Origin of the sequence: Vibrio sp. SS-MA-C1-2, assembly GCF_021513135.1 — a bacterium.
Taxonomy (GTDB): domain Bacteria; phylum Pseudomonadota; class Gammaproteobacteria; order Enterobacterales; family Vibrionaceae.
Map to the genome: position 1 here is coordinate 18,989 of NZ_CP090981.1, position 16,329 is coordinate 35,317.

General features: G+C 38.8%; 16 protein-coding genes. 8 read left to right on the forward strand and 8 right to left on the reverse strand.

From position 1 onward, the window contains the following. Positions 1-35 precede the first annotated feature (35 nt). Positions 36-350: a DUF3301 domain-containing protein gene (locus tag L0B53_RS04670; protein ID WP_235061003.1), complete on the forward strand. Its 315-nt coding sequence runs from the start codon at positions 36-38 to the stop codon at positions 348-350. A gap of 33 nt (positions 351-383) precedes the next feature. Then, entirely contained in the window at positions 384-659 is a 276-nt protein-coding gene (locus L0B53_RS04675) for a hypothetical protein (RefSeq protein WP_235061004.1), read from the forward strand. A gap of 17 nt (positions 660-676) precedes the next feature. Here the strand turns inward: L0B53_RS04675 and L0B53_RS04680 are convergent, their stop codons facing one another. Further along, positions 677-1,450, reverse strand: coding sequence for a Zn-ribbon-containing protein (locus L0B53_RS04680; RefSeq protein WP_235061005.1), 774 nt, complete (start codon positions 1,448-1,450; stop codon positions 677-679). Between the two features lie 44 nt (positions 1,451-1,494). Continuing rightward, the gene (syd, locus tag L0B53_RS04685; protein WP_235061006.1) at positions 1,495-2,052 is read right to left on the reverse strand and encodes a SecY-interacting protein; all 558 of its coding nucleotides are present in this window, start codon (positions 2,050-2,052) and stop codon (positions 1,495-1,497) included. Between the two features lie 353 nt (positions 2,053-2,405). On the opposite strand from syd, the gene L0B53_RS04690 reads away from it, so the two are divergent. The 3 genes from L0B53_RS04690 (at position 2,406) to xni (ending at position 7,178) form a co-directional block, all read left to right on the forward strand. Further along, positions 2,406-4,682, forward strand: coding sequence for a hypothetical protein (locus L0B53_RS04690; RefSeq protein ID WP_235061007.1), 2,277 nt, complete (start codon positions 2,406-2,408; stop codon positions 4,680-4,682). A gap of 97 nt (positions 4,683-4,779) precedes the next feature. Then, a complete protein-coding gene (ppnN, locus tag L0B53_RS04695) occupies positions 4,780-6,150 on the forward strand; it encodes a nucleotide 5'-monophosphate nucleosidase PpnN (RefSeq protein WP_235061008.1) in 1,371 nt (456 codons plus the stop codon). A gap of 257 nt (positions 6,151-6,407) precedes the next feature. After that, the gene (gene xni, locus L0B53_RS04700; RefSeq protein WP_235061009.1) at positions 6,408-7,178 is read left to right on the forward strand and encodes a flap endonuclease Xni; all 771 of its coding nucleotides are present in this window, start codon (positions 6,408-6,410) and stop codon (positions 7,176-7,178) included. An 86-nt stretch (positions 7,179-7,264) separates the two neighbouring features. Here xni and rlmM read toward each other — a convergent pair whose 3' ends face one another. The 3 genes from rlmM to L0B53_RS04715 are packed head-to-tail and all read right to left on the reverse strand — an operon-like array spanning position 7,265 to position 9,686. Then, on the reverse strand, positions 7,265-8,338 hold the full coding sequence (gene rlmM / locus L0B53_RS04705; RefSeq protein ID WP_235061010.1) for a 23S rRNA (cytidine(2498)-2'-O)-methyltransferase RlmM: 1,074 nt from the start codon (positions 8,336-8,338) through the stop codon (positions 7,265-7,267). A gap of 28 nt (positions 8,339-8,366) precedes the next feature. Beyond that, positions 8,367-8,741, reverse strand: a complete 375-nt coding sequence (locus L0B53_RS04710; protein WP_235061011.1) for a DUF423 domain-containing protein — start codon at positions 8,739-8,741, stop codon at positions 8,367-8,369. Between the two features lie 39 nt (positions 8,742-8,780). After that, on the reverse strand, positions 8,781-9,686 hold the full coding sequence (locus tag L0B53_RS04715; protein ID WP_235061012.1) for a transcriptional regulator GcvA: 906 nt from the start codon (positions 9,684-9,686) through the stop codon (positions 8,781-8,783). A gap of 499 nt (positions 9,687-10,185) precedes the next feature. Here L0B53_RS04715 and L0B53_RS04720 point away from each other — a divergent pair, with 499 nt between their 5' ends. Continuing rightward, entirely contained in the window at positions 10,186-11,418 is a 1,233-nt protein-coding gene (locus tag L0B53_RS04720; protein WP_235061013.1) for an aminotransferase class V-fold PLP-dependent enzyme, read from the forward strand. Between the two features lie 65 nt (positions 11,419-11,483). Then, entirely contained in the window at positions 11,484-11,918 is a 435-nt protein-coding gene (csdE, locus tag L0B53_RS04725; protein WP_235061014.1) for a cysteine desulfurase sulfur acceptor subunit CsdE, read from the forward strand. 34 nt (positions 11,919-11,952) lie between these two features. Here the strand turns inward: csdE and tcdA are convergent, their stop codons facing one another. Both tcdA and mltA read right to left on the reverse strand, forming a co-directional pair. After that, complete coding sequence (tcdA, locus tag L0B53_RS04730; protein ID WP_235061015.1) at positions 11,953-12,771, reverse strand: tRNA cyclic N6-threonylcarbamoyladenosine(37) synthase TcdA; 819 nt, start codon at positions 12,769-12,771, stop codon at positions 11,953-11,955. Between the two features lie 149 nt (positions 12,772-12,920). Next, on the reverse strand, positions 12,921-14,018 hold the full coding sequence (gene mltA / locus L0B53_RS04735; protein WP_235061016.1) for a murein transglycosylase A: 1,098 nt from the start codon (positions 14,016-14,018) through the stop codon (positions 12,921-12,923). A gap of 277 nt (positions 14,019-14,295) precedes the next feature. On the opposite strand from mltA, the gene argA reads away from it, so the two are divergent. Continuing rightward, complete coding sequence (gene argA / locus L0B53_RS04740; RefSeq protein WP_235061017.1) at positions 14,296-15,615, forward strand: amino-acid N-acetyltransferase; 1,320 nt, start codon at positions 14,296-14,298, stop codon at positions 15,613-15,615. On the opposite strand, the gene L0B53_RS04745 is transcribed toward argA, so the two are convergent. Then, positions 15,612-16,301 carry an HAD family phosphatase gene (locus L0B53_RS04745; protein WP_235061018.1) on the reverse strand — a complete coding sequence of 230 codons (690 nt, stop codon included), beginning with the start codon at positions 16,299-16,301 and terminating at the stop codon, positions 15,612-15,614. The genes argA and L0B53_RS04745 overlap by 4 nt on opposite strands. Between the last annotated feature and the right edge of the window lie 28 nt (positions 16,302-16,329).

Below are 16,329 nucleotides of genomic sequence, written 5' to 3' on the forward strand. Positions count from 1 at the left end.
AGAACAAGATATATCACTTTATAAGGCACCACATTATGGAAAATGTATGGGGTATGATTATCATCCTTTTTATTGCGATGATTTTCTGGCAGCAACGTCGTCAATCTGAATATGCTCGACAGATCATCCAACAGCACTGTAAAAAAATGCAGTTGCAAGTCATTAGTATCGCATTTGGCCGTCGCCACTTTTTTGATCAACACAGACGCTTTAATTGGCACTCTGAATTTTGTTTTGAGTTTTCCGTAAATGGTCAAGATCTGTATAACGGAAAATTGATGATGAAAGGTTTTAAAGTGGTGCAGTTATACACACCACCTCACCGCATGCCTGATGAAGTCGACCATTAATAAAATCAGTTAACTCAATAAAATAGGATCAATATGAGCCACTCAACATTGATAATAGATGCACTAAGCCACTTACAAAGTAAAGGATTATCACCTTCAGTCGCACGTTTAAAAGGCTTATTACCAAAATCAGTCACCATGCCTGAGATTATCCAAGCGATTCAACACGCGAAAAGTGGCGCAACAATAAAAACAGAAGTGAAAAAAGAAAAAGAACTGACATCGGCTGAGCGAATTGAAATTTTAGAGCAACAGGTTAAAAGCCTTGTTGCTCGTATTGAACAGCTTGAAATTAATCGTGAAAAATAGTGATATTAAGTAGAGACTTAGTCTTTAAAGTCCCAAGATAGATTACTCACTAATAAACATTGATCGCATTTAAAATCAAAAATACCATGAATTGGCGCATCTAATGCCCATTCTCCATCACAAACAGGGCAGCGTCTTTGTTGCTCTGCTTCTTTGCTCTCCCCACCCACTCGATATAGGTAAAGATATGTCGGCGTTTTACTAACAACAGCCATTCGACGACATAGATCCCAACCACGGCGAAATAAGACACTCTGTGGTGAACTCATTTCAAAAAGAGAAGGATGCTCAACCACAGAACCATTCATCTGCAGCTGATCACATGCACTCCAATCCTCTTGCCATTTAATCAATTGCTTTTGGTCACCATTGGCAACCGGAGGCAAACGGTAAAGCGGGATCGGTTCAAAGTCTTCACCACAACGAATTGGAGAACAAGTGTGCAAATGACTAGTAAATAAGATTTGCCAGCTAGGTGCTTCACATTGATCACTGGGATCCGAGTTCATATCCTGCCCAACAATAGTGATTTTAGGTTGTAATAGCCCTGAATCACTCAGTAATTTTAGTGCTCGTTTCACTTGTGGACTATGATTTTTGGGATGCAGACTATTTTGCTCTGGTGAAATAACTCGAGCGATAAAATTACTTCCATTCATCACAATGGGTAATTCCCGCCCGAGAACTTGGCCATTATAACGTAGGCAATCGAGAACAAAATTAATCGCTTTTTCGACTTCACCTAATGAAGTGTCACAATAGATTTCAAAATCCAATTCAGTGATATACATAGTGTTCCTTGGAGTCAAATAATAGGTGCATGACGAAAGATAGATTAAACAACAGGAGTTAGCTGAGAAATAAATTGCGATAGATTGTCCGCTAATACTTGACGTTTTTTAGTCCCAACTGTTTCTAGGAGAATTTCACCCGATTGATTACAGATAGAAATAATCTCAAACTCATCATCCGTTGCTGCAATAAAAACGGTAGGACTGATCTTCAATCGACGCTGCATCACAAGGTGACCCAAAATATTCTCTTGTAGACGTATAAAATCATCCTCACTCCAGATTTGAATGAGTTCACACTGTTGAGAATGCTCGGCAGAAGAAAATTGCACTTGAATTTCCGCACTGTAGAGTCCGCCATAAAAACTTTTGATGTCATTATGGAGTGTTAATTCAATTCCCCGTTCAACATTACTAAAATCTGCAGAAATCTCTCGAGTAACGGGCTGCCAAAATACGCCGTCATCATCTTCTTTTACTAAACAAGGCGAAGCCATACCAAGTACATCTCGATTATAGGGTAACGTTTCACGTTGTTGTTGCCATAATTCAACATATTGTTGGCTTAATGCAATTAATTCTGTCGATCTTAAGTTATCCATGACTTACCTTATCTATAATGAGAACCAATTAACCCGTCAAAATACAAGGTCTGACGATTAAAAATGCTCTCTATTGTAATAGAAAGTACCCATGAAAAATATCCTTAATAAGGCTATTTTTTATAGGTTACTTTATTCCACTATTCTTAATAAAATACGGTATTTTTCACAATTAAAGCTTATATTTTCCAAGATTAATATAGATGAAATTCAGCAAAAATAACTTTTTAACATTTAAGCTACAATAAATTACACCATTATTGTCTCATTTCTAATCGCTAACACATCGATAATCTGGCTCTTATAAGGAACAAAGGGTAAACTAAATAGATTCCTTTTGCTGATACCTAATTATGAAATATCTACTTAGTTTTAAATTGCTGCTGATTCTTGCCCTAGGTTATTCATTACCCGTCAGTGCCGACCATAATGCTCATACTGTCATGTTATTAAATGAAGCAGAGTCAACACTGTATACTGACCCACAGAATACCGTTCAATTAGTTGATGAATTTTTCGCCAATTTAACACCTAGTAATAATCTTAATCAACTTGCGGCGAGTTTCCGTTCTGATGGTAGCCGTCGCATTCGTACGCCTGTTGAAACCCTTCAAGGCTTCAATTTAAAGGCAAAAGCACTACTTCAACTTTCTCATCCTAATGCTGCATTACACGTCATCGATCAAGCACTTATTTTTGCTAACAATAAAACATTATCGCATCAAAAGATCTGCTCATTGTTGATTAAAGCGCGAATTATTGGTCTTTATCAAGACAATATCCCTCTCGCAATGCAAATTATCAGCAGTGCTAATACAAATATTGAATTAATTGGCACAAAAAAAGAGAGGGATGAATTCAAAAGTTATAGTTTATTAATTGAATCACAAATCGCGTTTAAATTAAAAGATTACACAAGAACAGAGTCACTCTACCAACAGTTAAATCCATATATAAACAGTGATATTTCACACCAACTCCAGTTACGTATTGCCCTTTCTCAAGGGATTACTTACACCTCAAACCAGCAATATTTACTGGCAACAGAAAAATTATTAACGGCTTACCAAATAGCGATAAAAGAACGTAATAATTACCAACTGGCCAATATCAATGTTGCCCTTTCTACGCTGTATAAAAAGCAGCAAATATTACCTGAAGCGATTGCACATGCCATTAAAGCCGCCAGTTATTATGAGCAACAAAACTTAACCTATAAATTAAGCAAAACCTTGACCTTACTCGCTGATATCTATCAACATCAAGGACGATTAAACTTTGCTCTAGTTCACTATTTGAATGCAATCGATCTACTTGATCAATCAAAATCAAATGATCAAATCCTCTCGTTAAAAATTCGAATCGCTAAAGTTTATCTCCAACTCTATAACTATACCTTGAGTGAACGTTATATAACTAATGCCATTGAACTAACGAAAAATAGTCATAATGACAAATTATTAGCCCAATCTCATTATGTGTATGCCGGAGTATTGCTCGCAACACAAAAGCCACAACAAGCGATAAAACAGCTAAAAAGTGCATTAACAATGGCAAATCAAGTGAATGCAAAAAACCTCATTATCAATATTGAAGAGCAGCTAATCCTAACCTATGAGTCAGAGAAAGAGTTCGATAACGCATTCGCTATATCCAGAGACTACATTCAACATATTACCGAACAGAGTGATTTATTGAAGAGCGAGCAACTGACCATCTTCAAAAAACAGAACGCGATGCTGACTCAAGATCTCTATATTAAAAAAACAGAGCAACAAAACCACCAATTAACGCTACAACTTGAATACTATAAAAACATTATTATCACACTGGTTGCGCTCATTATCCTATTGGTAGGAGCCATTATAAATCGTTACCGAGCGAATCAAAATTTACATAAAGAGCTTAAACTCATCACCAAAGATCTCTATACGCACCCAAGAAGCAGCTTAAATAATCTACGCTTTTTAAGTGAAAAATTACCTGCATCTCTGAAAAAAAGCAGTGCCAACTTTGAACAATGGCATTTAGGGGAGTTAATTCAAGAACCCAATAAAGATAAGTTAAATTTTGCTTTGGTCAATATCGAGTTTCTTAAACAGATCTATCTTGATTATGGCTATGAGGAAGCATTAAAAATAGAAGAAAAATTTGGTGCTTACTTATTAAAAGAAATACAACAACCGGCTCGTATTTATCATATTTCAGATACGTTACTCCTCTATGTTGAGCCAAGCAATATCAATAAAAATAACGTTAGTAATAGACTCACTCATGCTATAAATAATTTTGAACCCAACCTTTATCTCAACCGAAAGGTAAGCGTCGGTTTAGCGGAGTATCCTTTCCTTCCGCGCGCTTACACTGCAATAAATGATCAGCAATTAATTGATATACTCTTGTTAGCAATGGAAAGTGCTCAAACATTAACTAAAAAAACCAAACAGAATCAATGGATCAGACTGACTGCGATAGATGCAACTCCAGCAGCGATTTTTTCACAAACGCAAACACGAGATGCTTGTCTATCTGCGATTGATAAAGGGTTCATCAAGATTCAATGCTCTAGTAATGAGAAGATAATGTGGCCAACTCGTTCCGATTACCTTATTAACGACGAAAATCAATAAAATTACCCGTCCTCGATAAGAAAATAGCCTGAAAGCAGCAATTTTAAGTAACAAGAGTATACTTATCAGTAGTGATACTATTTGAATAAGGATAGATATGAACTACTTAATAAGCCCAGTTGGTACAATGGATCTGCTCTCTCAACAAGAAGTGAGTCAGCTTCAGTGCACGACCATTACCGATATTTATCGTCTTTATCGTAACTGTTCATTGGCGGTGTTAAACTCTGGAAGCCAAACAGATAACTCAAAAGAGTTGCTCACAAAGTATCAATCATTTGATATTAATGTTCTACAGCAGCCTAGAGGCATTAAGTTAGAATTGATTAATCCACCTCAACATGCCTTTGTTGATGGTGAGATGATTAAGAGTATTCAGTACAATATGTTTGCCGTTTTACGCGACATTATTTATGTTAATATTCATCTCAATCCAATCTCGACAACACTGATTCAAACAAAATCTTCCAGCTCGTCTGATACAACAACGACTATTTTTAATATTTTAAGAAACGCAAAAGCATTAAGACCAGGACAGGATCCCAATCTAGTCATCTGTTGGGGCGGGCATTCAATCTCGGAATCTGAATACCAGTACACGAGAGAAGTCGGCAATGAGCTTGGGCTTCGTGGTTTAAATATCTGTACCGGTTGTGGTCCCGGAGCGATGGAAGGCCCCATGAAAGGCGCCGCAGTTGGCCATGCAAAACAACATATCCATAATGGGCGCTACTTAGGAATGACTGAACCTTCCATTATTGCCGCCGAGCCACCTAATCCAATCGTCAATGAACTGGTGATCATGCCTGATATCGAAAAACGATTAGAAGCCTTTATCCGCATTGGTCATGGCATCATTATCTTTCCGGGGGGACCTGGCACCGCGGAAGAGCTGCTCTTTATTCTCGGAATATTAATGAATGAGAAAAATCAGCATCAAGTATTCCCTCTAATATTGACTGGATCAAAAGAGAGTGAAAATTACTTCTTAGCTTTAGATCAATTTATTTCAGAAACATTAGGCGATGCCGCTAAAAAGCATTATCAGATTATTATTGATGATCCGAATAAAGTTGCTCAAATCATGAAGCACCGAATGGGGGAAGTCAAAAATCAACGCCAGCAAAGTGCGGACGCTTATACTTTCAATTGGTCAATTAAAATTGAAGAAGAGTTCCAACACCCCTTTGAGCCAACACATCAAAATATGGCTGAATTAGATCTTCATCGAGATCAACCACCAGCCAAATTAGCAGCTCAATTACGTCGGGCTTTTTCAGGTATTGTTGCAGGCAATGTGAAAGAAGAAGGGATAGCTGAAATAGAAAAACATGGCCCTTACCAACTATCTGGTGATCCTGAGTTAATGAAAAAGATGGACATATTATTACAAAGCTTCGTCGATCAAGGAAGAATGAAACTTCCCGGTAGTACTTATACCCCTTGTTATCAGATCATTCATCAATGATTATACTCAAAGTCATTGGAGTTGCTAGTCGGCGGCAAGTGAATGAGGCCCCATGAGTATCAATGTACTATATGATTGGGGCGAATGAGCGTTGCCAACAACCTAGCAACTTCAAGTAAGAAGGGGATAAATGATAGTAAGCATTAACCAGATCATACTATTCCCGACACTATGTAATCATAGGGAATAGTGGTATCCTAATTAACCTTAACCGATCCTTAACGATCTGATATTTATTCACTGAAGAACATGAGATTATGTCCATTCACCTCGTTATTATTGATGCCTTAAATTTGATTCGTCGAGTTCATGCGGTACAACAAAATAGTCAAATTGAACAGACTATCAAGGTATGTCGTCAAGCATTAGAAAAGATCATCAATCAAACTCAGCCTACTCATATCGTCGCGGTATTTGATCAAACAGATATTAATAATCGAGGCTGGCGTACAGAGTTACTTCCCCACTACAAAGAAGGAAGAAAACCGATGCCTGAGGAGTTAATGCGAGGAATGGATCAGATCCAAGATGAGTTTTGGCAATTGGGTATCGACTCGCTGCTTTCAGAAGGTGATGAGGCCGATGATCTAATTGCAACAATCGGGTTAAAGGTAGCTAACCAAGGCAGCCAAGTCACTATTATTTCGACTGATAAAGGCTATTGTCAGTTACTCTCTCCGACATTAAGAGTCAGAGATTATTTCCAACAGCGTTGGTTAGATATCCCTTTTGTCGAACAAGAGTATGGCGTTAAAGTGGAGCAGCTAACAGAGTATTGGGGATTAGCCGGCATTAGTTCAAGCAAGATTTCAGGTATTCCTGGAGTTGGACCAAAAGCCGCAAAAGAGCTACTTGGGCTTTACCCCAATATTGAATCGATCTATCAAGCTGATGACTTGGTAAAAAAGTATCGAACCAAGTTAGATGAGCATATAGAACAGGCAAGAATTTGTAAGCAGGTATCGTCATTAAAAACCGATATTGTACTAGGTTTTAACTTGAAAGATATTCGCTACCAATCACAATAATCCATAGCTTATTTTAATAAAGAATAGTGCAATTAAAGTTGCAGCGATTTGGGCTGCAACTTTAAACAACATTGGTGACAATAAAATTAATTACCGTTGGTACGACGAATATGTACCGTTACCTCTTCACGATCATGGTAAAGATGCTTAGCTTGCAGCTCAAACTTAACCCCATTATCAAATAAGAACTGTTTAAGATTAGCAATGTCTTCTTTGACCTCTTCATAACGACGGTTCATTGGTAATTTAAGGTTAAAGATGGTCTCTTTAGTCCAACCTGCAATCAACCACTGGCCCATCAATTGAGAAACACGAGCAGGCTTCTCAATCATGTCACAGACTAACCAAGAGATGTTTTTACGTGGTGGCTCAAACTTAAACCCATCGACTTCATGATGCTTAACTTGTCCAGTATCCATCAAGCTTTGTGCCATTTGGCCATTATCAATCGCGTGAACAAACATTGATCGTTGTACTAGTTGATACGTCCACCCCCCAGGGCAAGCACCTAAATCAACAGCCCACATCCCTGGCGCTAAACGCTCTTCCCATTCTGCTTTTGGAATAAAGACATGAAATGCCTCTTCCAACTTAAGCGTTGAACGACTTGGGGCATCCGCAGGAAAACGCAGACGAGGGATTCCCATAAAGAAAGAAGAATTATTATTCGGTAATGAATAACCGATAAAACAACACCCCGGAGAAACAAAACAGACATGAGCCACAGGCTTCTTCTTATGCTCTTTTGCTAATAATACCCCTTTCTTACGCAGTGCTTGACGCAAGGGAACAGTAAACTTACGACAAAACTTTGAAAGCTCTTTTGCATCATTGGTATCTGGCATTTCAACACGCAAATCACCACATAACGGCAGTTTATCTGCATATTCCATTAAAGGTGAAATCCGATCTTCTGGATCAAGATCTTCAAGAAGCGGAGAGACTGCAACCATCTGACGAGCAAAAATTAACTCTTTAAAGTTTAATTTTTTAACCAGTTTATCGGCATCGCCATCTTGATAACACTCAAAAACAACATAGCCAGTATTTACTTTTAAACGAGGAAAACCAAAAACTTCAAGCTTAGTCGCTTTATCTTGCACTTCTGCGCCACACTCTTTCTCAAAACCGGGACGACAATATAATAGTAGATGATTCATTTTGTTCACTTAATAAATAATAAATTGATTACTCTGAGCGCCATGCAGCAACCATTAATGTTGCCCAGCCGATCAAGAAACAGAAGCCACCCAATGGGGTAATAGGGCCAAACCATTTGATACCAGTCAGTGCTAAAGCATAAAGACTACCACTGAAACAGAGAATACCTAGAATAAAAAATAGTCCAGCTCTCGCCACCAGCTTAGATGGGGAGAATTTCAACCAAACCCCAATCGCTAATAACGCTAAGCTGTGCCACATTTGGTATTCAACCCCAGTATTAAACACACCGATTAAATAAGGTGATAATTGACTTTTTAAGCCGTGTGCGGCGAAGGCGCCTAAAGCTACACTGCTAAAGCCAAACAGACAAGCAGAAAATAGAATCCATTTTGTTTTCATAGTAAACCTTAATACTTATACCCTTCATACTTAAAGTTGCTAGTTGATCAACATCTCTTCTTCACTTGCCGCTTTCGCTAAGAGCCACTGACGAAAAGCAGCTATTCGCCCTGTATCAGACTGTTTTTCCTGGCAAACGACATAAAAAGCGTTTTTGCTGACCAACATCTCATCAAATGGACAAACTAAGCGCCCGGCATCTAATTCAGGTTGAGCTAAAACATTATTGGCAAGCGCCACACCTTGGCCATGAATAGCGGCTTGTAACACCATGGCGGAGTGACTAAAAATAGGACCTTGATTGACATGAAGATCTTGTACTTCATTCTGCTTAGCATACGCTTTCCAATCTTTACGTGAAGTATCATGAAGTAAAATATGTTTGCTTAGATCAGACACTTCTCTTAATGGTTTAGGTCCAGTCAATAAACGAGGTGAACAGACAGGCAGTAAATACTCAGAATACAGTTTATCTACACGTAATCCTGGCCAGTTACCTCGGCCATAATAGATAGCAATATCAACATCATCTGTTAAAGAGCCGTCATCCATATCAACAGCTTTAATACGAACATCGATATCCGGCTCTAACTCATTAAAGCCAGCCAGACGAGGAACTAACCATTGAATAGCAAAACTTGGGGTAAGACTCACCGTTAATGCACCTTTCGCACTTCGAGCTAACACTTTATCGGTAGCCTCTGCCATTGAGGTGAAAATATCTTTTAGATCTAAAAAGAAACCCTGTCCCTCTTCAGTGAGAAGAAGTGAGCGATTTCGTCGACGAAATAACTTAAGTCCTAAAAACTCTTCTAAAACCTTAATTTGGTGACTTACTGCCGCTTGAGTAACAAAGAGTTCTTCAGCTGCGCGAGTAAAACTTAAGTGCCGAGCCGCAGCTTCGAATACTTTTAATGAGTTTAACGGTGGTAATCTTCGGGACATATTGTGTTCACTTCTAGTCTAATTTTTATTGATTAGTTTTTCTTATGCTTATCATTATAAATTGTCCATTGCTCTTATGCCACATAAACTCTATATTTCATCCCGCTCCCAAGACGATTCGTAGTGAAGATAGTAGTATCTCCCTTCTTTTGCTTTGATGGGCACATGTTGTGTTTGTATGTTTGTTTGGCCTTTTGCTGAACTGGTAGCGTTTACTACCTTCAAAAAATTTAAGTAAGATCTAAATTTATTATGGCATCAAGTCTTCTTGATGCTTTTTTTCGTCTCCACTTTATCTCTTCTTTTTCTCTTTCCAGCCTTAAGAAATTGATCTTTAATATACCCAAAGTAATTGGCATTGCGAGTCGGCGGCAAGTGAGTGAGACTCCATGAGTATAGCAGCTCTCAAATTAAAGATTTTTTATCCTAATGATTGCTCTTCTTGTGAATAACGCGCATGATCGAATTCATCGTTTTAATTACAAAAAAGAAAATCATTATGCCTAACTCGACTGTTACTCCTTTTGATTGCACTATTATTCGCAATCAATTCCCTGCACTTTCACAAAAAATTCATGATAATCCATTAGTTTATTTAGACAGTGCAGCAACAACCCAAAAGCCTCAAGTCGTTTTAGATGCTATAACTCGTTACTATTCTGGTCAAAATGCCAGTGTTCATCGCGGAAGCCACTATTTAGCCGCCAAAGCAACAACCGATTTTGAAGGGGCAAGAGAAACAGTCCGCCAGTTTATTAATGCCAGTAGCAATAAAGAGGTGATCTGGACTCGTGGTGCAACAGAAGCAATTAATCTTGTCGCACAATCCTATGGACGCTCAACACTAAAAGCGGGTGATGAAATCCTAGTGAGTGAATTAGAGCATCATGCTAATATTGTTCCATGGCAACAAGTCGCTCAACAGACAGGCGCTGTAGTCATCAAAATTCCGATGCTGGAAAACTGCACCTTAGATATGGATGCATTCTATCAACGATTAAACAATAAAACTAAAATCGTCGCGGTTGGGCATGTCAGTAATGTCACTGCAACAGAAAATCCAATCAAAGAAATCATTGATGCAGCTCATAACGTCGGAGCGATTGCGGTAATCGATGGCGCTCAAGCAGTGGCTCATCACCATGTTGATGTTCAAGCTCTTGATGCTGATTTTTATCTTTTCTCTGGTCATAAGATTTTTGCTCCAACCGGTACAGGAGTACTGTACGGCAAGCAAGAACTACTTGAAGCGATGCCACCTTGGCATGGCGGTGGTAAAATGGTGGACTCAGTCTCATTTGAAGAGACCATTTATGCCCCTTTACCCGCTAAATTCGAAGCAGGAACCCCAAACGTTGCAGGTGCTTTGGCATTAGCTACAGCGATTAATTGGTTGGAATCTTTAGATCGCCAAGGGGCGGAAGCGCATATTAATCAACTTCGAGATAGAGCTCTGGAACGCGTAAAAGATATTGACGGCATGAAGATTATTGGCCTACAACCAAATAGTTGTCTTTTCTCATTTATTATTGAGGATGTGAGCAATCAAGATATTGCGACGTTACTCGATCAACAAGGTATTGCTTTACGCGTTGGCCATCACTGTGCTCACCCAATGATGCACGCTTTAAATATCAAAGGGACTATCCGAGTCTCTTTTGCAATCTATAATAACCAAGATGATGTTGAACAGTTTGTGACCGCATTAGAAAAAGCACTATCAATTTTGTAGAAATATCGCTAAAGAGTGCTTAATATTAAGTGCTCTTTTTTATATTCACTCAACAAGGTCTAAACATGTCGCAACTCTTCCCTGAAAATCCTTTTGGTACCACTATCGATCATCAAGCAGTGATAGCTAAATTTGCTCAATGCCAAGGTTGGGAAGCGCGTTATCGTGAAGTAGTGATGCTCAGTAAAAAATTACCAAAAATGCCTGAAGCGTTAAAACAACAGCAGTTGCTTATTTCTGGTTGTGAGAGTCAAGTTTGGATGACCCATCAAATGATGGATGATAAGTTTATTTTCTGTGCCGATTCAGATGCGAGGATTGTTCGAGGTTTAATTGCAGTTGTTATGGCGGCATTGAATAATAAAACCGCACAACAAATTACTGAGTTTGATCTTGATGGCTATTTTGCACAATTAGATTTGATTAACCATTTAAGCCCCACTCGAGGAAATGGTCTAAATGCAATTATTCAGACCATTAAAAGCTTGGTTAATAATTAAAACATAGATTAATAATTAAAATATAAATTAATCGTTAAAACTGCTGATCTTGATATTTATCTAATAACTTACTGATAATTCGAGAGACAGCAACAAAGCCAAATGTTGCTGTCACCATCGTGGCAGCACCAAAACCATTAGCACAATCCATTCGCTTGCTTCCTTCGGCAGTTGCTTTTGTACTACAAACCGAACCATCAGCTTGTGGGTACTTCAAGTGTTCCGTTGAAAATACACATTCAATACTAAATTTACGCTGAGGGTTTTTGCTAAAGTTATACTCTTTTCGCAATAAATTACGTAGTTTAGAGGCTAAGGGATCTTGAATGGTACGGGCTAGATCAGCAACTTGAATTTGAGTCGGATCAATCTGTCCACCAGCACCACCTGTCGTGATAACTTTAATTTTATTACGCTTACAATAAGCCAGTAGCGCCGCTTTAGGCTTAATGCTGTCTATCGCATCTAACACATAATCAAACTCTTTAGTGATGTACTCAGAGATATTATCTAGGGTAATAAAGTCATCAACCAAGTTAATTTTGCACTCAGGATTGATCAACTTAATTCGCTCCGCCATCACCTCAATTTTGCTCTGTCCAACGGTTCCACTCATCGCATGGATCTGACGATTAATATTAGTGACACAGATATCATCCATATCAATTAAAGTGATCTCACCAACACCGGTACGCGCTAATGCTTCGGCGGCCCAAGAGCCGACCCCACCAATCCCGATAACACAGATATGAGCACGACGTAAAATTTCAATCTCATTGGTCCCATACAGGCGACGCGTTCCACCAAACCGTTGTTGGTAACTATCCGATGCTGGAGTATCAATCTGACGCATAATATTCGTGCTCATAAACAAAAAAAGAGAGGGCGTTTATACCTTCTCTCTTTGGGTTTGTCTATCTCGATCTGATTTGAATTAAAATCGTCTTCTGAAGTAAGAGACGAATTTTGCTTTTAAATCACCGATTTCATAAATGGATCAATTTAGTTAACTAACCAAGGTTGTTCGGTATCACTGCCGGATAACCCCAACTTCCAAGCTCGACCAAAATATTTATTATGTCCAGCTTCCACACCAGCTTGTTCACCAATCCCATAATAGAGATCAAAATGCCCTTTCTTAACAGCTCCGCCGGTATCAAGGACTAGCATTAATTTCAGCTCATATTTACCGTTCCATTTTCCTTGAAGGTCTATTTGTGGAACTTCCGCTAGAATTGGCGTCCCCATTGGAAGCAATGAACGATCCCCAGCAACAGAAGCGCCAGCCACTAATGGGATCCCTGCGGTACCAACGACGGGTGAAGCATCTTTTGCGGCAAAAAAGACAAACGAAGGATTCTGTTCTAAAAGTTCAAATACCGTCTCTTCATCTTGTAACTTAACCCAATCTTTAATCGCCTTTAATGACATATCCTCTTTTGCCACCTCATCACGCTCAATCAAAATTCTGCCAATGCTGACATAAGCTTTATTATTTTTTCCATTATAAGCAAAGTATTCAAGCTTATCGGTATCACCGTAATGAACAAAGCCACTACCCTGAACTTCCATCATAAAGTTATCAATTAACGAGTCACTATACCCCAAGATTAAGCCTTGATTATCTAATGCTCCATCGTAAATCTCCTCACGCGTTGGACAGGTATCGCCACAGTTAGGGTTACCATAAAGTGGATAACGGTACTGCTCATCGGCTTTAGCCCGAATTTCAATCACCGGAGAGAAATAGCCTGTATAAAGCACATTGCCATAGCGATCGGCACCACCCATTTGAGCAATCTCAATCCCATACTGACTTAACGTTGCAGGATCTCCGCTCTCTTTTTTCCACATCTCTAACAACTGGTAAAGATTTTGATAACGCTCAGACATAGAAGGGGACTTATCAAGTACCTGTTTCACCTGCTCAGAGAAAAAGCCACTGTTTAGCGGCGTATTAGTTTTAACAAGTTCAACCTGATTCAAATCATCATCAAATTGACCATCTTGGTATTGCTGCCCTTGTTCTGTTGGGTGACTACAACCAAAAAGTGTTAAAATTAAGGAGATTATTACTCCTTTTTTTACTGTTTTTATCATTTAATTTTATTAATCCATTTGCTCGACAACTGTCGTTTAATAGTCGTAAGAGTGGCAGATAAACCCTGTAATCGCAATGAGTTACCTGATAACAACACACTCTAATTAGACCTTACTCAATAATAATACACCCATCTAAAATGAAAGTTTCAGCCCTATGTTAAAAAAATGTCAAAGATAAAGAATATAACTATTGAAAAACTTGGAATAATTAGTCAATATAAAGGAATATTTAGTCACAATTATTGTAAGTTAAAACAAAACAGGAGATGTTGATTTGAGACTGCGTAGTACAGCCTTAGTGAAGGGATTTCGCCAATCAACCCCTTACCTAAATGCTCATAGAGATAAAACATTTATTATTATCTTAGATGGTGAGTTAACTAGCGATAGTAATTTTAGCCGAATTATTAATGATATATCTATCTTAAATAGTTTAGGGATTCGTCTGGTTTTGGTTTATGGTGCACGACCACAGATCAATCAAAACTTAGTGAGACACAATCATGAAACACCGTATCATCGTGGTATTCGTGTAACAGATAGTTATGCACTTGAGTTAGCAAAACAAGCTGCAGGTCAACTTCAGCTAGACATCACTGCCCGACTATCAATGGGCTTAAACAACACCTCTACAGCAGGATCTCAAATTAATGTTATTAGTGGTAACTTTATCATTGCTCAGCCATTAGGTATCAGTGATGGGGTTGATTTTTGCCATAGTGGACGGATTCGTCGCATTGATATTGAAGGGATCAATCGTCAATTAGAGCAGCAAGCAATTGTATTATTAGGACCGATAGCCAGCTCTGTCACCGGTGAATGTTTTAATTTAACCTCCGAAGAGATTGCCACCCAGCTCGCCATTAAACTTAAAGCAGATAAAATTATCGGCTTTTGTGCAGAACAAGGGGTTCTCGATCATGAGAAACAACTTCACTCAGAACTACTACCCCATGAAGCTGAGCAGTTACTATTTCAGCTTAATCAAGCTGAGTATTCAACCACCAGCCGTTTTCTTCGTGGTGCGATTGCAGCCTGTCGTGCTGGGGTTCCTCGTTGTCACCTATTAAGTTACAAAATTGATGGAGCAATAATCCAAGAGCTATTCAGTTATGAAGGGATTGGTACTCAAGTGGTTATGGAGAGTGCCGAACAGGTTCGTGCTGCCAATATCAATGATGTGGGTGGAATATTGAGTCTAATCCAGCCATTAGAGCAACAAGGTATTCTTGTTCGCCGCTCTCGTGAACAGCTTGAACAAGAGATCCCTAAATTTACAATAATAGAGAAAGATGGTTTGATCATCGGCTGTGCCACTCTGCATTACTTCCATGATGAAAAAATGGCAGAGATGGCATGTGTTGCTGTACACCCCGATTACCGAGATGCCGATCGCGGTGTGATCTTACTTGAACGTTTAAGGCAACAAGCGAAATCGCAAGGTGTTCATAAGATATTTGTGTTAACCACCCAGACGATCCATTGGTTTAGAGAGCAAGGGTTCCAAGAGATCAATGTTGAGCAATTACCCGCGCAAAAGCAGCAGATGTATAATTATCAACGCCGCTCAAAGTTGCTCGCACTTGCTGTTTAATTGACTAATTTAAAACTCTGTAAAACTTGATGCAGTGAAGGGTAAATATGGTGCCCTAACTGCTTAATCTCTTCCGTTGGAGAAACCAAATCAGGGATCTGATAAGCATCCATTTGTGCTGCTACACACGATCTGATGCCATTATTTGAGTCTTCAAATGCAATACAATACTGCGGATCAATATTAAGACGCGATGCAGCTAATAAATAGATCTCAGGATTAGGTTTACTATGAGTGACTTCATCTCCTGTTGTTAACACATCAAAATAGCCTGCTAATCCTGACAACTCTAACTTGATCTGAGCCGTCTTCTTAGGGGAAGAAGTCGCAACAGCAAGACGTATATCTTGAGACTGTAACCATTCTAACAACTCAACAACCCCCTCTTTAACATCGATGGCTTGATGATGAGTCACACTATGGTAACGCTTCTCCCACTCTAAATGAATTTCTTGGTAATCAAAATCTTGACGATATTGAGCTTGATAACCTGCAATTAAGCCCTCTTTCACCCCTTGGCCATTCTTACCAATGATACTGAGATAAACCTCTTCTAAAAAAGGAATATTTATCGCTTCACACGCTTGAGCAAAAATTTCTTTACAGAGTCGTTCTGTATCAAGCAGCAAGCCATCCATATCAAAAATGGCCGCTTTAATCTCTCTTTTTTCTTTAGTCACAAACATTCTATAAAAATCCTAACTTCTCTTGTAT

Coding starts and splice junctions, on each gene's coding strand:
- L0B53_RS04670 (WP_235061003.1), top strand. CDS start 36: ATGGAAAATGTATGGGGTATGATTATCATCCTTTTTATTGCGATGATT.
- L0B53_RS04675 (WP_235061004.1), top strand. CDS start 384: ATGAGCCACTCAACATTGATAATAGATGCACTAAGCCACTTACAAAGT.
- L0B53_RS04680 (WP_235061005.1), bottom strand. CDS start 1,450: ATGTATATCACTGAATTGGATTTTGAAATCTATTGTGACACTTCATTA.
- syd (WP_235061006.1), bottom strand. CDS start 2,052: ATGGATAACTTAAGATCGACAGAATTAATTGCATTAAGCCAACAATAT.
- L0B53_RS04690 (WP_235061007.1), top strand. CDS start 2,406: ATGAAATATCTACTTAGTTTTAAATTGCTGCTGATTCTTGCCCTAGGT.
- ppnN (WP_235061008.1), top strand. CDS start 4,780: ATGAACTACTTAATAAGCCCAGTTGGTACAATGGATCTGCTCTCTCAA.
- xni (WP_235061009.1), top strand. CDS start 6,408: ATGTCCATTCACCTCGTTATTATTGATGCCTTAAATTTGATTCGTCGA.
- rlmM (WP_235061010.1), bottom strand. CDS start 8,338: ATGAATCATCTACTATTATATTGTCGTCCCGGTTTTGAGAAAGAGTGT.
- L0B53_RS04710 (WP_235061011.1), bottom strand. CDS start 8,741: ATGAAAACAAAATGGATTCTATTTTCTGCTTGTCTGTTTGGCTTTAGC.
- L0B53_RS04715 (WP_235061012.1), bottom strand. CDS start 9,686: ATGTCCCGAAGATTACCACCGTTAAACTCATTAAAAGTATTCGAAGCT.
- L0B53_RS04720 (WP_235061013.1), top strand. CDS start 10,186: ATGCCTAACTCGACTGTTACTCCTTTTGATTGCACTATTATTCGCAAT.
- csdE (WP_235061014.1), top strand. CDS start 11,484: ATGTCGCAACTCTTCCCTGAAAATCCTTTTGGTACCACTATCGATCAT.
- tcdA (WP_235061015.1), bottom strand. CDS start 12,771: ATGCGTCAGATTGATACTCCAGCATCGGATAGTTACCAACAACGGTTT.
- mltA (WP_235061016.1), bottom strand. CDS start 14,018: ATGATAAAAACAGTAAAAAAAGGAGTAATAATCTCCTTAATTTTAACA.
- L0B53_RS04745 (WP_235061018.1), bottom strand. CDS start 16,301: ATGTTTGTGACTAAAGAAAAAAGAGAGATTAAAGCGGCCATTTTTGAT.